The organism is Niastella sp. sgz303648, assembly GCF_059587045.1.
On sequence record NZ_JCAPSW010000009.1, the window covers coordinates 40210 to 57451 of the forward strand.

Genomic DNA, 17242 nt, shown 5'->3' on the forward strand with positions numbered 1-17242 from the left:
CATTATGATGACCGAACAAATAAAGATGTTTCCGGCAACTGTTCAGCAGGAAGGGATCTGGTTTGATGCCATTTTCAATAATTCGTGCTGGAATCTTTACCGGGCAAAATCTTATAAGGGCGAGCTGAATGTGGCTGCATTGAAACATGCGCTTATGGCCGTAGTACAAAGACATTCTTCCCTTAGAACTAATTTTACCATATACAATGATAAATTGTGCCAGGTTGTTCAGGAGGAAATGTCTATAGATGATATTTTCGAATATGAAGATTTTGAGGAGGCGGGTTCTGATATGGGTGACTTCATAGACGGCGAAGTGTTCAGGATTTCGAATTTTGAATTTAACCTGGAAACGGGGCCGCTGATAAAATTCAAGGTGTTGAAGTTTTCAGATAGGGTCATTCTCATTTCTTCCATCAACCATATCGTAACAGATGGCGTATCGAACCGCATATTCTGGAGTGAATTGGTAGGCTATTATAATTCTTTTCAGGGCTTGGAGCGTAGCATGCCTTCTTCCTTGCCCAAACAATATATTAATTTTTCAACCGAAGCGGATAGTATTGCAAAATTACCTGAGCATAATGCCAGGAAGGCCTGGTGGCTTGATAAGCTATCCGGTGATTTGCCGGCTCTTGATCTGGGACTCTATAGCGCCACCACGGCATCCCGCTTATATGTTGAAGAGTTCGACATTCCTGCAGACCTGATAGAGGATATTAAAACTTTCGCTTTAAGGAACAGAGTGCTTTATTCTTCCGTTTTTCAACTCGCCTATTTTATCTTATTGCATAAATACTCACGGCAGCAAAAGATCTGCGTGGGAAATATTGTAAACGGTCGGGGAAAAGGGAGAGGGCAGAATTATGGCGTTATTGGCCTGTTTGCCGATAGGCAGGTGAACATATTAGAGTTGAATGAAGAAGATAAGATCGGCAATCTTCTTCAAACTGTACATAAAGAGCTTATTCTTGCTGCTGAAAACAGCATTCCTTATGATGAATTGAGAAGGGAATTGGGGAAGAAGAATAAAAGCGGTTTGAACCATTTATTCCAGGCTACATTCAATATGCTGAAGCGGATAGAGGGGGGAGGCGATTTTTATGGTATGGAGCAGTGCGCAGGGCCTGCATTCCGTTCTACCCTCGATAGGCGAAGCGATATCTTTTTATTTGTTTTAGACAGGATCAAAAGCGTGCGCTTGCGGCTTGAATGGCGGGCTGACGAGGACCATCGGCAGGTGGGTAGTTCTTTGCTACAGCGTTACGTGAAAATTTTATCGGCTTGTGTGCAGGATAGCAGTATACTGCTTTCGGACCTGGATACTATTAATGCAGAAGAGCGGCGGATGTTGTTGGAGGAGTACCAGGGAGAACGCCATGAGTACGGGAACGGCCAAACGATATTGGATTTATTGGAAGAGGCAGAAACCCGGTACCGGACCCATGTAGCAGTTGTGTATGAAGGATTGCAACTGAACTATGGGGAGCTGGCGGAGCGGTCGAACCGGCTGGCTCATTACCTGCGCAGGTTGGGTGTTCGCGAAGAGCGTCTCGTAGGCATCTGCCTGGAGCGGGGTGTAGAGATGATCATCGGGATATTGGGGATATTAAAGTCAGGAGGCGCCTATGTGCCGGTAGATCCGGAGTATCCACAGGACCGGATCGGGTACATGATTGCAGATACGGGAATGAAAGTATTGCTAACGGATACACAAAACCGTGAAAAGATATCGCAATTAGTAAATGAAGATGTAAAGATAATAGACATAGCAGGAGAATGGGCGGAGATTAGCAGGGAAGAGAGCTGCCGGGTACCTCGATCGGTGAAAGGGAATAATCTGGCGTATGTGATCTACACATCGGGTTCTACAGGCCGCCCCAAAGGGGTGCTGGTGGAGCACGGAGGATTATTCAATCTTATTAAACAGCTTCCCCGTCAATACCGCATGGGCAATGACGAACGGGTGCTGCAATTTTTCAATTATTGTTTTGATCCATCTGTGTTGGTGCTGTTTGTGACGTTATGCAATGGTGCTGCGCTGGTGATGCCAACCCGGTCGCTGTTACTTGACAAGGAAGGGCTGGAGCGGTTCCTGATGGAACAGGAAATTACCCATCTGGAGGCGACAGCCGGTTTTCTGGAATTGCTTCGTCCCGGGCGTTATGGAGGTATAAAACGGGTGGTCTCGGGCGCAGAGGCCTGCCGGCGGGAGCTGGCGGAGCGTTGGATGGAGCATGCTGATTTCTATAATGCCTATGGACCAACGGAAGCTACCGTGATGACCACGTTATATAAAGTTGTTGCCAATAAGGAAGCGCCGATGTTGCCCATAGGCAAAGTGATCGACAGTGTAGACGTGTATGTGCTGGATAACAATCACCGGCTGGTACCGGTGGGAGTAATAGGGGAAATATGCATAGGCGGCAAAGGCCTGGCCCGTGGTTATTTGAATAATGAAGCGCTGACGGCGGAAAAGTTTATCGCCCATCCCTTTAAACAGGGAGAGCGGTTATACCGCACAGGCGACCTGGGTCGCTGGTTACCGGAAGGAGTGATTGAATATTTTGGCCGTTCAGACAGTCAGGTGAAGCTACGTGGTTATCGGATAGAGCTGGGTGAGATCGAAGATGCAGTTAATCGCAGCGGCCAGGTGAAGCAAAGTGTGGTGGTGGTGCAGGCGGATGCAGCTGGTCACCGGCGGCTGGTGTGTTATGTGGTGCCGGCGAACACCCTGAACCGTGAGTCATTGTTGAACTATCTGCGGCAACACCTGCCTGAGTACATGATGCCTTCGGCTTATGTAGAGCTGGAGCAGTTGCCGCTGACATCGGGCGGGAAAGTAGACAGGAAGTCGCTGCCGGCGGTAGAGCCGGAACAACTGCCTGCAGAGGGGTATGAAGAGCCTCGGAATGAACTGGAAAAGCAACTGACAACTATCTTGCAGGACCTGCTGGGAGTAAAGCAGGTAGGTATAAACGATAATTTTTTTGGATTGGGCGGAGACTCGATCATCGCCATCCAGGTGGTGAGTCGCTTAAGGAAGCTGGGATACGAACTTCGTCCAAAAGATATTTTCCTGCACCAACGCATAAGGGTTTTATCAGAGATGATGCAGGAACGTTCTGACCGGGAGTCGTCAGCCGGGGAGCAGGGCAAGCTGGAAGGTACAAGCGGGTTATTGCCGATACAGCAATGGTACCTGAGTGGAGACCATGCAGAGGTGTCGCATTTTAATCAGGGAATGTTGCTGGAGGTAAGTAAGGGGGTAAGTGCAGAGCAACTGGGGGAAGCGATCCGGGAATTAACAAATCATCATGATGCTTTACGATTTGAATATACAAGGAATGACAATGGGAAATGGGAACAGCGCTACGGCAGCCGGCAAGGGGTTCTGGATGTAGCAGACTTTCGGTTCGTGGAAAGTCCGGAGCTGGAAAGAACAATCAGAGCATGCGGAGATAGCTACCAGCGTAGCCTGTCGATCAATGAAGGTATTGTTTTCAGGGCGGTGCTGTTGCTGCTGCCGGGCTATGTGGAGTATAACCGGTTACTGTTGGTATGCCATCACCTGGTCGTGGATGGAGTATCGTGGCGGGTGCTGGTAGAAGATTTGCGGGAACTGTTAAGCGGTAAGGCGTCAATGCAGCCGGGCCGCAAGGGTAGTTCATATCGTGAATGGTACAGCGCCCTGGAAGCGTATGGAAAAAGTGCAGAGGTGACTGCACAGTTAAACTATTGGAAAAAAGTGATTGATAAATACCAGCCCTTGCCGGCAGACCGGCAGGTATCCGGTTCAGTTAGTGGAGAAGCAGGCAGTTGCCGGGTAGTGCTGGCCGCGGACTGGACGCGGCGCCTGTTGCAGGAAAGCGCAGGAGCTTATCATACGGAGATCAATGACCTGTTGCTGTCGGCTTTGCTTTTGACGTTAAGCGAATGGAGCGGACAACAGGAGCTGACGATCGGTCTGGAAGGTCATGGCCGGGAGGAATTGCCGGGATTGAACGATCAACTACTGGTCGACGTGAGCAGGACGGTGGGCTGGTTTACAAATATGTATCCGGTCGTACTACGCAAGGGTGAAGGCTTAGATCATGCTGACCTGATTAAAGGCGTAAAGGAAGACCTTCGTCGAATACCCGACCGGGGCATGGGTTATGGCGTATTGAAATACCTGCGCGAAGAAGTTGCCTTAAGCGGCCGTCAACCCTGGGATATAGTATTTAATTACCTGGGCCAAATGGACAATATGTCGACAGAGGCTACATCCGGTGAGCTGGTGTTACGGCAGGCGGCAGAAGGTATTGGAAGAACAAAAAGCGAACAATATAAGTCGCCCGATAAGCTGGGAGTGAATGGGTTGGTGCGGAACAGTGAACTGATCTTATACTGGAGTTACAACAGCGCACACTTTGAGCGCGAAACAATAGAGCAGTTAAGCAACCGGTACGTGGCTCATTTAAAGGCCCTGATTGTCCATTGCACGCAGATGGCTATACGCGGAGGCGTACATACCCCGTCTGATTATGGACTCGGTGAAGAGGTCAGCTACCAGGAACTTGACCGTTTTTCAAGTGAAGAACCAGGCATTCTGCGGCTGTACCGGTTAAGCGGTTTACAAGAGGGAATGCTATTTCATAGTTTATACGAGGAGGGAACCGGCGCATATATGGAAGTGTTCAGCTGCGATTTGAGTGATGTGAAAGTAAACCTGTTCCGCCGTAGCTGGCAACGGATAGTAGATAGCCACAGCATACTGCGCAGTGTGTTTTTCCATGACCGTTTCAGTGTGCCGGTGCAGGGTGTATGTCGTGAGGTACGGGTGGAAGTGGAGGAACTGGACTACCGGGAATTGAGCAAAGAAGAGCAGGATCTAAGCGTACAGGCATACCTCGAAGAGGAACGCCGGCGTGGCTTTGACCTGAGCCGGTGGCCGCTGATGCGATGGACGCTGGTACGCATGGATGAACATCGCTACCGGATGTTATGGCGACATCATCACATATTGCTCGACGGTTGGTCGCTGCCATTGTTGATGGAGGAGCTTCACAGCACATACGAACAACTGCAACGGGGAGAAGAACCGGAACCATTGAACGAAGATAAATATGAAGATTATATCTGTTATATAGAACGCAAAGATAAAGGGTCGGCTGAGGCGTACTGGCGGGGTTATTTGAAAGGAATAGAAACCGGCAGCTTGCTGCCCTTCATCGCAGCGGAAGCTGAGCGGAACAAAGGGAAGGGAAAGTACAATAGAACGGCAGTGCGATTGAGTAAGGAAGAACTTCTGCAGGTAGAACAATATTGTAGTCGTGAACGGCTGACGGTCAATACGCTGGTGCAGGGGGTATGGGCGTACCTGCTGCACCGGTACACGGGTCAGTCGAAAGTGACGTACGGCGTAACGGTATCAGGCCGTCCTGAGGATATGCCGGGAGTGGAACGCCGGGTTGGTTTATACATCAATGCGCTGCCCCTGCATGTGGAAGTTAATGAAGCGGAGCAGATAGCGACATGGCTACAGCGGTTGCAGGCAGATCAGATCCGCAGCCGGGAATATCAGTACGTATCATTACCGCAGATCCGCCGCTGGACTGAGGTGCAGGGAGAGCTGTTCGACAGCTTGCTGGTGTTTGAAAATTATCCGGTAAGTGAGAAAGTGAAATCAGGCCGGCGGGCGCTTCGGATGGGGAATGTGGAGATCAAAGACCGGACGAACTATCCGTTAAGCATAACAGTTTTGGAAGGAGGTCAGAACATACAGTTTATATACAACTCCGATATACTGGAAGGCGGGTATGTTGAAGACATAAGCGGCCATTTTGTGCAGGTGTTGAAGCAGGTGACAGGAGGAGCGGCGAAGCAGGTTTCTGACCTGGATATTCTTAATGCGGAAGAACGACGGATGCAAATGGAATCGTATCAGAGAGAAGAATACGATTACGAAGTAAGCGGAACGATACTGGATATATTGGAGGAATCGGCCTCTCTGCACCGGGAAAGGATTGCAGTTGTGCATGAAGGATTGCAGCTGAGCTATGGAGAGCTGGCGGAGCGGTCGAACCGGCTGGGTCATTATCTAAAAAAGTTGGGTGTTCAGGAAGAGAGCCTGGTGGGGATCTGCCTGGAACGGGGTCTGGAGATGATCATTGGGATACTGGGCATACTGAAGGCCGGAGGGGCCTATGTTCCGGTAGACCCGGATTATCCTGCGGACCGGATCGGTTATATGGTAACAGATGCAGGAATGAACGTATTGCTAACGGATACGAAAAACCGTGAAAAGATATTGCAAATAGTAAGTGAAGATGTAAGGATAATAGACATAGAAAGCGAATGGGCGGAGATCGCCAAAGAAGAGAGTGGCCGGGTGCCGCAATCAGTGAAGGGCGATAATGTGGCGTACGTGATCTACACATCAGGCTCAACAGGCCGGCCAAAGGGCGTGCTGGTGACTCATTACAATGTTGTCCGGTTGTTCAAAAACGATAAGCCTTTATTTGTATTTACCGAAAATGACGTGTGGACAATGTTCCATTCTTTTTGCTTTGATTTTTCGGTATGGGAGATGTACGGGGCCTTGTTTTACGGAGGCCGTCTGGTAGTTGTACCCAAAGAAGTGGCCCGTGACAGTGCCGGCTTTGGGGAATTGTTGTTGAAAGAATCGGTAACGATATTGAACCAAACGCCCTCTGCCTTTTACGTATTGCAGGAATACCTGACGGCGAAGGCGCCGAAGATTGCTGTGCGGTATGTAATATTCGGCGGGGAGGCGCTTCATCCCGCCAGGTTAAGGCCATGGTATGAGTTGTATGGAGACAGTTGCCGGTTGATCAACATGTATGGAATTACCGAAACGACGGTTCATGTAACCTACCAGGAGATTGGATTGGCGCAAATAAATAACCGGATCAGTATTATAGGTCACCCGATACCCACGCTTCATTTGCTTATTCTGGATGAGCAGGGCCGTCTGACCCCCTATGGAGTACGCGGTGAATTATATGTAGGAGGGGCGGGTCTTGCCCGTGGATACCTGAACCGGAGAGATCTGACGGCAGAAAGATTCATCCCCCATCCGTTCCGTAACGGGGAGCGGTTATACCGTACCGGTGACGTGGGGAGGCGGCTGCCCGGAGGAGAGATAGAGTATCTTGGAAGGAAGGACGAGCAGGTGAAGATCCGGGGTTACCGGATAGAGTTGGGAGAGATAGAGCATGTGGTGCACAGGAGTGGAGCGGTGAAGCAATGCGTGGTGGTGGTACGTGAGGATGTAACCGGCAACCGGCGGCTGGTATGTTATGTGGTTCCGGCCGGCAGTTTTGACCGGGAGTCGTTGACCGGATATCTGCGGCAACACCTGCCGGAGTACATGCTGCCGGCGGCGTATATGGAGCTGGATCAGTTGCCGTTGACCCCGAATGGCAAAGTAAACAGGAAGTCATTGCCGGAAGCAGAGCTGGGACAACAGCATGGAGATTCGTATGAAGGGCCACGCAATGCGGTGGAAGCACAGCTGGTTACCATCTGGCAGGAACTGCTGGGCGTAAAGCAGGTAGGTATACACGATAATTTTTTTGAACTGGGCGGAGACTCATTGCTGGCCACCAGGCTGGCATCAGGTATTAAAAAGAATTTTGAACTGAACGTGCCATTAAAGATAATATTTCAACTCAGCAACATAGCCGGATTATCCTCCTATATAGAAGCCCTGCATTTGACCGGGGACGCTTCGGACAATGCCGGATCCGAAGTGTACGAGTTATAATTTATTGTCCTCAGGGAAAATATAAAATAACATTACCACGATGAACTCACCTGTTTTAAGTGAAGCAATTGAAGTTATTAAAAGCGCAAGAAGGAAAGGTATATTCCTCTTTCTCGATGGGGATAAGCTCAAGTATAAAGCAGACCCTAAAAAACCTGTTGAAGCAGATTTTATTGCACAATTAAAAAAATATGGAGATCCTATAAGAACCTTGTTAAGCGATAGCCAATATCATGGTTCTGCAGTGGAACAGGAGATCAGGCCGTATAACAGGAAGGAGAATGAACGAACAGCGCTGTCGTTTGGTCAGGAGCGGTTATGGTTTATCGATCAGCTGGAAGGCAGTGAGCAATATCATATATCGTGGGCGTGGCGGTTGAAGGGCATGTTGAATGTGGAAGCACTGCGTTACGCGTTCGGGCAGATCGTGAACCGTCATGAAGTGTTACGCACGGTGATATGGGAAGAAGAAGGGCGGGGCTGGCAGCGTGTAATGGAAAAAGAGCAGTGGGCGTTGAATGAGCTTGCATGGAAGCCGAATGGAGAGAAAAAATTAGAGTCATTGCTGGCAGATTTATCGGGTCGTCAATTTGATTTGTCGAAAGATCATGCATTGCGTGCGCACCTGGTGGCGCTGGAAGAGCAGGAACATATATTATTGGTAGTAGTGCATCATATAGCGTCGGATGGTTGGTCGCAGGGGATCCTGCGCGAGGAGCTGCAGGCGTTTTACCGCAGCTACGAAGCGGGCGAAGTGGCGAAGCTGCCTCCATTGCCTGTACAATATGCAGATTATGCGATGTGGCAGCGGGCCTATTTGCAGGGCGCCGTGTTGCAGGAGCAATTGGATTATTGGGAGAAAGAGCTGCGGGGTGCTGCCGTGACGGAATTGCCAACAGATTATCCGCGACCGTTAGTTCAAAGCAAGCGGGGCGGGGTGGTCGGGTTCAGGCTGAGCGGCAAGCTGCAGGAAGAATTGAACCGGCTGTCGCAACAGCAGGGGGCAACGATGTTCATGACGCTATTGTCGGCCTTTCAGGTATTGTTGCATCGCTACAGTGGTCAGGCAGATATCTCAGTTGGTACAGTGGTAGCGGGCCGGCAGCACCAGGAACTGGAAGGGCTGATAGGATTTTTTGTCAATACGCTGGTTATTCGCAGCGATATGGATAACAACCCGCAGTTTACTGAGTTGCTGGAACAGGTACGGGGCCGCACATTAGGGGCGTATGATCACCAGCAGGTGCCATTTGCCAAAGTGGTGGAGCTGCTGGTGAAGGAACGGGACACGAGCCGTTCGCCATTGTTCCAGGTGATGTTTGTGTTGCAGAATGCGCCAGGCGGTGGCCGGCTGCGGTTAGGAGAGGTAGAAGTGTCGCCCGGGTCATTCAGGCATGATACGTCAATATACGATATGAATGTGGAGGTCAGGGAAGGAAAAGATGGCTTGAGCGGGGCGATCAATTATTGCAGTGATTTATATGAAGAGGAAACGATCCGCCGGATGATCACACATTATGAGCGGTTGCTGGAGGCGATCGTTAAAGATCCCGCTAAACGGATAGATGACTACGTGATGATCGGAGAAGAAGAGGAAAAGAAATTGCAGGCGTTCAGTGGAGCGGATGATGTTTACGAAGTAAGCGGAACGATACTGGATATGTTGGAGGAATCAGCCTCTCTGCACCGGGAAAGGATTGCGGTTGTGCATGAGGGATTGCAGCTGAGCTATGGAGAGCTGGCGGAGCGGTCGAACCGGTTGGGTCATTATCTAAAAAAGTTGGGTGTTCGGGAAGAGAGCCTGGTGGGGATCTGCCTGGAGCGGGGCCTGGAGATGATCATTGGGATACTGGGCATATTGAAGGCCGGAGGCGCCTATGTTCCGGTAGACCCGGATTATCCTGCAGACCGGATCGGTTATATGGTAACAGATGCAGGAATGAACGTATTGCTAACGGATACGAAAAACCGTGAAAAGATATTACAAATAGTAAGTGAAGATGTAAGGATAATAGACATAGAAAGCGAATGGGCGGAGATCGCCAAGGAAGAGAGTGGCCGGGTGCCGCAATCGGTGAAGGGCGATAATGTGGCGTACGTGATCTACACATCAGGCTCAACAGGCCGGCCGAAGGGCGTGCTGGTGACTCATTACAATGTTGTCCGGTTGTTCAAAAACGATAAGCCTTTATTTGTCTTTACCGAAAATGACGTATGGACAATGTTCCATTCTTTTTGCTTTGATTTTTCGGTATGGGAGATGTACGGGGCCTTGTTTTACGGAGGCCGTCTGGTAGTTGTACCCAAAGAAGTGGCTCGTGACAGTGCCGGCTTTGGAGAATTGCTGTTGAAAGAATCGGTAACGATATTGAACCAAACGCCCTCTGCCTTTTACGTACTGCAGGAATACCTGACGGCGAAGGCGCCGAAGATTGCTGTGCGGTATGTAATATTCGGCGGAGAGGCGCTTCATCCCGCCAGGTTAAGGCCATGGTATGAGTTGTATGGAGACAGTTGCCGGTTGATCAACATGTATGGAATTACCGAAACGACGGTTCATGTAACCTACCAGGAGATTGGATTGGCGCAAATAAATAACAGGATCAGTATTATAGGTCACCCGATACCCACGCTTCATTTGCTTATTCTGGATGAGCAGGGCCGTCTGACACCCTATGGAGTACGCGGTGAATTATATGTAGGAGGGGCGGGTCTTGCCCGCGGATACCTGAACCGGCGTGAACTGACGGCAGAAAGATTCATACCCCATCCGTTCCGTAACGGGGAGCGGTTATACCGTACCGGAGACGTGGGGAGGCGGCTGCCCGGAGGAGAGATAGAGTATCTTGGAAGGAAGGACGAGCAGGTGAAGATCCGTGGTTACCGGATAGAGCTGGGAGAGATAGAGCATGTGGTGCACAGAAGTGGAGCGGTGAAGCAATGCGTGGTGGTGGTACGTGAGGATGTAACCGGCAACCGGCGGCTGGTATGTTATGTGGTTCCGGCAGGCAGTTTTGACCGGGAGTCGTTGACCGGATACCTGCGGCAACACCTGCCAGAGTACATGCTGCCGGCGGCGTATATGGAACTGGATCAGTTGCCGTTGACCTCGAATGGCAAAGTAAACAGGAAGTCATTGCCGGAAGCAGACCTGGGACAACAGCACGGAGATGCGTATGAAGGGCCACGCAATGCAGTGGAAGCACAGCTGGTTACCATCTGGCAGGACCTGCTGGGCGTAAAGCAGGTAGGCATAAACGATAATTTTTTTGAACTGGGCGGAGATTCGATCATCACCATCCAGGTGGTGAGCCGCCTACGTAAGCTGGGTTATGATCTTCGTCCGAAAGATATGTTCACCTGGCAATCTGTGGGCTTGTTGTCGCAGATAATGCGGGAACGTTCTGACCGGGAAACCTCAGCCGGCGAGCAGGGCAAGCTGGAAGGTACAAGCGGGTTATTGCCGATACAGCAATGGTACCTAAGTGGAGACCATGCAGAGGTGTCGCATTTTAACCAGGGAATGTTGCTGGAGATAAGTAAGGGAGTAAGTGTTGAACAGCTGGGGGAAGCGATTCGGAAACTAACAGATCATCATGATGCTTTACGATTTGAATATACGAAAAAGGAGAACGGGAAATGGGAGCAGCGTTACGGCAACCGGGAAGGGGTTCTGGAAGTCGCAGACCTTCGGATGGTAGAAAGCCCCGGGCTGGAAAAAGCGATCCGGGCTTGCGGGGATAGCAGGCAGCGCAGCCTGTCGATAACAGAAGGTATTGTGTTCAGAGCAGTGTTGTTGCTGCTGCCAGGCTATGAGGCGCATAACCGGCTGCTGCTGGTATGTCATCACCTCGTCGTGGATGGAGTATCGTGGCGGGTGCTGGTAGAAGATCTGCGGGAGCTGTTAAGCGGTAAGGCGTCAATGCAGCCGGGTCGCAAGGGTAGTTCGTACCGGGAATGGTATAACGCACTCGGGGTGTATGGAAATAGCACAGGTGTGACTGCACAGTTGGAGTATTGGAAGCAGATAACGGATAATTATCACTCATTGCCGGCAGACCGGCAGGTATCCGGTTCAGTTAGTGGAGAAGCAGGCAGTTGCCGGGTAGTGCTGGCCGCGGACTGGACGCGGCGCCTGTTGCAGGAAAGCGCAGGAGCTTATCATACTGAGATCAATGACCTGCTGCTATCGGCTTTGCTGATGACGCTGAGCGAATGGAGCGGACAACAGGAGCTGACGATCGGTCTGGAAGGTCATGGCCGGGAGGAACTGCCGGGGATGGCTGAACAGGATCGGGTAGAAGTAAACAAAACAGTGGGCTGGTTTACGAACATGTATCCTGTAGTATTGCGCAAAGGGTCGGGATCGGACCTTCCGGATGTTATCAAAGGCGTAAAGGAAGACCTTCGTCGAATACCTGACCGGGGTATGGGTTATGGCGTATTGAAATACCTGCGCGAAGAAGTTGCCTTAAGCGGCCGTCAACCCTGGGATATAGTATTTAATTACCTGGGTCAGATGGACAATATGTCGACGGACGCTACATCCGGTGAGCTGGTGTTACGGCAGGCGGCGGAAGGCATTGGAAGACCAATAAGTGAACAATATAGGTCGCCCGATAAGCTGGGAGTGAATGGGTTGGTGCGGAACAGTGAACTGGTTTTATACTGGAGTTACAACAGCGCACACTTTGAGCGCGAAACTATAGAGCAGTTAAGCAACCGGTACGTAGCTCATTTAAAGGCACTGATTGACCATTGTACGCAGATGGCTATACGCGGAGGCGTACATACTCCGTCTGATTTTGGACTCGGTGAAGAGGTCAGTTACCAGGAACTTGACCGTTTTTTAAGTGAAGAACCAGGCATTCTGCGGCTGTACCGGTTAAGCGGTTTACAGGAGGGAATGCTATTCCATAATTTATACGAGGAGGGAACCGGCGCATATTTGGAAGTATTCAACTGCGATCTGAGTGATGTGAAAGCAGACCTGTTCCGCCGCAGCTGGCAGCGGATCGTGGATAGCCACAGCATATTGCGCAGTGTGTTTTTCCATGACCGTTTCAGTGTGCCGGTGCAGGGTGTATGTCGTGAGGCACAGGTGGAAGTGGAAGAACTGGACTACCGGGAATTGAGCAAAGAAGAGCAGGATCTAAGCGTGCAGGCATACCTCGAAGAGGAACGCCGGCGTGGCTTTGATTTGAGCCGGTGGCCGCTGATGCGATGGACGCTGGTGCGCATGGATGAACATCGCTACCGGATGTTGTGGCGGCATCATCACATCCTGCTCGACGGGTGGTCGCTGCCATTGTTGATGGAGGAGCTTCACCGCACATACGAACAACTGCAGCGGGGAGAAGAACCGGAACCATTGAACGAAGATAAATATGAAGATTATATCCGTTATATAGAACACAAGGACAAAGGATCGGCGGAGGCTTATTGGCGGGGATATTTGAAAGGAATGGAAAGCGGCAGCTTGCTGCCCTTCATCGCAGTGGGAGCTGAGCGGAACAAGGGGATGGGTATCTATAAGGAGAATAAGATACGGCTTGGTGAAGTGGAGTTAAAGGAACTGGAATTGTATTGTAGTCGTCAGCGGCTGACGCTCAATACGCTGGTGCAGGGAGTATGGGCGTACCTGCTGCACCGGTATACGGGTCAGTCGAAAGTGACGTACGGCGTAACGGTATCGGGCCGCCCTGAAGATTTACCGGGTGTTGAGCGCCGGGTGGGCTTATACATCAATACGCTGCCCCTGCATGTGGAGGTTAATGAGGAAGAGCAGATAGGGACATGGTTACAGCGATTGCAGACAGATCAGATCCGCAGCCGGGAGTATCAGTATGTGTCATTGTCGCAGATCCGGCACTGGAGTGAGGTGCAGGGAGAGTTGTTCGACAGCTTGCTGGTATTTGAAAATTATCCGATTAGCGAGGAGGCAAAACCCGGCCGTCAGCGGCAGCTTCGGATGGGCAATGTGGAGATCAAAGAGCAGACGAACTATCCGTTGAGCCTGACGATAGTGGGAGGAGGTAAAAGCATACAGGTTACCTATAATGCAAACTTATTGGAAGAACAATATGTTGAGGGAATAGGTCGTCATTTTGTGGAAGTGTTGAAACAGATAGCAGGAGGCACGGCGAAGCGACTGTCTGACCTTGAAATTTTTAATGTGGAAGAGCGGCGGATGTTATTGGAGAAATGCCAGGGAGAACGCTATGAGTACGGGGATGAGCAAACGATATTGGATTTGCTGGAAGAGGTGGAAGCCCGATACCGGACCCGTGTAGCAGTTGTGTATGAAGGATTGCAACTGAACTATGGGGAGCTGGCGGAGCGGTCGAACCGGTTGGCTCATTATCTGCGCAGGTTGGGTGTACGCGAAGAGAGTCTCGTAGGGATTTGCCTGGAGCGGGGTTTGGAAATGATCGTTGGAATACTGGGCATACTAAAGTCGGGAGGCGCTTATGTTCCGATAGATCCGGAGTATCCGGAGGACCGCATCGGGTACATGATTGCAGATACGGGAATGAAAGTATTGCTAACGGATACACAAAACCGTGAAAAGATATCACAAATAGTAAAAGAAGATGTAACGATAATAAACATAGAAGGAGAATGGGTGGAGATTGCCAAAGAGGAGAGCGGCCGGTTACCGCGATCAGTGAGCGGAAACAATCTGGCGTACGTGATCTATACATCAGGTTCTACGGGTCGGCCGAAGGGCGTGCTGGTAGAGCATAAAGGATTATTCAATCTCATCAAAGGGGGCAGCCGGCAATACCGCATGGGCAATGATGAACGGGTGCTGCAATTTGCCAATTATTGTTTTGATGCGTCTGTGGAAACGCTGTTTCTTGGGTTGTGCAACGGCGCTGTGGTTGTTATGCCTGCCCGGTCGCTGTTACTTGACAAGGAAGGGTTGGAGCGGTTTCTGGTGGAACAGCAGATTACCCATCTTGATGTCACGCCAGGCTTCCTGGAGCTATTGCAACCGGGATGTTATGGTGGCTTAAGGCGGTTGGTACTGGGTGGAGAGGCCTGTCGCCGGGAGCTGGCGAAGCAGTGGAGGGATTATGTTGATTTTTATAACGCCTATGGACCAACGGAAACTACCGTGACGGCCATGGTATATATAGCTGGCGCCGACAGAGAAGGTACGATATTACCATTAGGGAAAGGGATCGACAATGTGGAAGTGTATGTGCTGGATAGCAGGAACAGGCTGATGCCGGCAGGAGTGGTGGGAGAAATTTGCATAGGCGGCAAAGGCCTGGCCCGCGGTTATTTGAATAATGAAGCGTTGACAGCGGAAAAGTTTATAGCCCATCCCTTTAAGCCGGGTGAAAGATTGTACCGCACAGGTGACCTGGGCCGCTGGTTACCGGAAGGTATTATCGAATTTATTGGACGTTCAGATGGACAGATAAAGCTTCGTGGCTTTCGTATCGAACCGGGGGAGATAGAGGAAGCGGTTCTCCGCAGCGGCCAGGTGAAACAGAGTGTGGTGGTAGTGCAGGAGGATGCGGCTGGTCACCGGCGGCTGGTTTGCTATGTGGTACCGGCGAACAGGCTGAACCGTGAGTTGTTGTCGGACTGGCTGCGGCAACATTTACCTGAATACATGGTGCCATCCGCATATATAGAGCTGGAGCAGTTACCCCTGGCATCAAACGGGAAAGTTGACAGAAGGGCGTTGCCACAGGTTGAAGCAGGTATACCGGAAGGGGAAGAATATGCCGGGCCGCGCAATGAACTGGAAGAACATCTTGTAGCCGTGTGGCAGAATTTGCTGCGGGTAAAGCAGATAGGCATAAACGATAATTTTTTTGAACTGGGCGGAGACTCGATCATCACCATTCAGGTGGTTAGCCGCTTAAGGAAGCTGGGTTATGATCTTCGTCCGAAAGATATATTCACGTATCAATCTGTGGGCTTGTTGTCGCAGATAATGCGGGAGCGTTCTGACCGGGAAACCTCAGCCGGCGAGCAGGGTAAGCTGGAAGGTACAAGCGGGTTATTGCCGATACAGCAATGGTACCTCGGTAGAGACCACGCAGAGGTGTCGCATTTTAACCAGGGAATGTTGCTGGAGGTAAGTAAGTGGGTAAGTGCAGAACAGCTGGGGGAAGCGATCGGTGGGATAACAGACCATCACGATGCTTTACGATTTGAATATACAAGGAATGACAATGGTAAATGGGAACAGCGCTACGGCAACCGGAAAGGGGTAGTGGAAGTAGCAGACCTTCGGACGGTAGAAAGCCCCGGGCTGGAAAAAGCGATCCGGGCTTGCGGGGATAGCTACCAGCGTAGCCTGTCGATCAATGAAGGCATTGTTTTCAGGGCGGTGCTGCTGCTGCTGCCGGGTTATGAGGCGCATAACCGTTTGCTGCTGATATGCCATCACCTGGTCGTGGATGGAGTATCGTGGCGGGTGCTGGTAGAAGATCTGCGGGAACTGTTAAGCGGTAAGACATCAATGCAGCCGGGCCGCAAGGGAAGTTCATACCGGGAATGGTACGGTGCCCTGGAGGTGTATGGAAATAGCACAGGTGTGACTGCACAGTTGGAGTATTGGAAACAGATAACAGATAAATACCGGTCATTGCCGGTGGATCGTGAAATGTCCGGCCCGGCGAATGGGACTGATGTTGGCGGTTGCCGGGTAATACTGGCTGCAGACTGGACGCGGCGCCTGTTGCAGGAAAGCGCAGGTGCTTATCATACGGAGATCAACGATTTGTTGCTTTCGGCTTTGTTGCTGACGTTAAGCGAATGGAGCGGGCAACAGGAGTTGACGATCGGACTGGAAGGTCATGGCCGGGAAGAGTTGCCGGGGATGGCTGAACAGATGCGTGTGGAAGTAAGCAGAACAGTGGGCTGGTTTACGAATATATATCCGGTGGTACTACGCAAGGGTGAAGGCCTGGATCATGCTGACCTGATCAAAGGAGTTAAAGAAGACCTTCGGCGAATCCCTGACCGGGGTATGGGTTATGGCGTATTGAAATACCTGCGCGAAGAAATTGCTTTAAGCGGCCGTCAACCCTGGGATATTGTATTTAATTACCTGGGGCAGATGGACAATATATCGACCGAGGCTACATCTGGTGAGCTGGTATTACGACAGGCGGTAGAAGGTATTGGAAGAGAGGTAAGCGAACGATATGAGCCGGAAGAGAAGCTGGTAGTGAATGGGATGATCAGGAAAGGACAGCTTGTGCTGGGTTGGAGCTACAGCAATGCACAATATGACCGGGCAACGGTAGAGCGGTTAAGCAACCGGTACCTGATTCATTTAATGGCGCTGATAGACCATTGCACGGAGATGGTCACACGCGGTGGCGTGCATACCCCGTCTGATTACGGACTCGGCGGGGAGATCAGTTATCAGGAACTGGACAGCTTCTTAAGAGAGGAGGAGGCTTCATCGGATGATATTATGGAATTCTAAATAACAAAAAT

At 50.8% G+C, this 17242-nt stretch carries 2 protein-coding genes; both read left to right on the forward strand.

Annotated features, from left to right (window positions below; genetic code table 11):
• The first annotated feature begins 4 nt into the window (after positions 1 to 4).
• Complete coding sequence (locus tag AC59IL_RS24815) at positions 5 to 7771, forward strand: amino acid adenylation domain-containing protein (protein WP_496554905.1); 7767 nt, start codon at positions 5 to 7, stop codon at positions 7769 to 7771.
• Between the two features lie 40 nt (positions 7772 to 7811).
• Positions 7812 to 17231 (forward strand): amino acid adenylation domain-containing protein, encoded by a 9420-nt coding sequence (locus AC59IL_RS24820; protein WP_496554906.1) that lies wholly within the window; start codon positions 7812 to 7814, stop codon positions 17229 to 17231.
• The last annotated feature ends 11 nt before the right edge of the window (positions 17232 to 17242 follow it).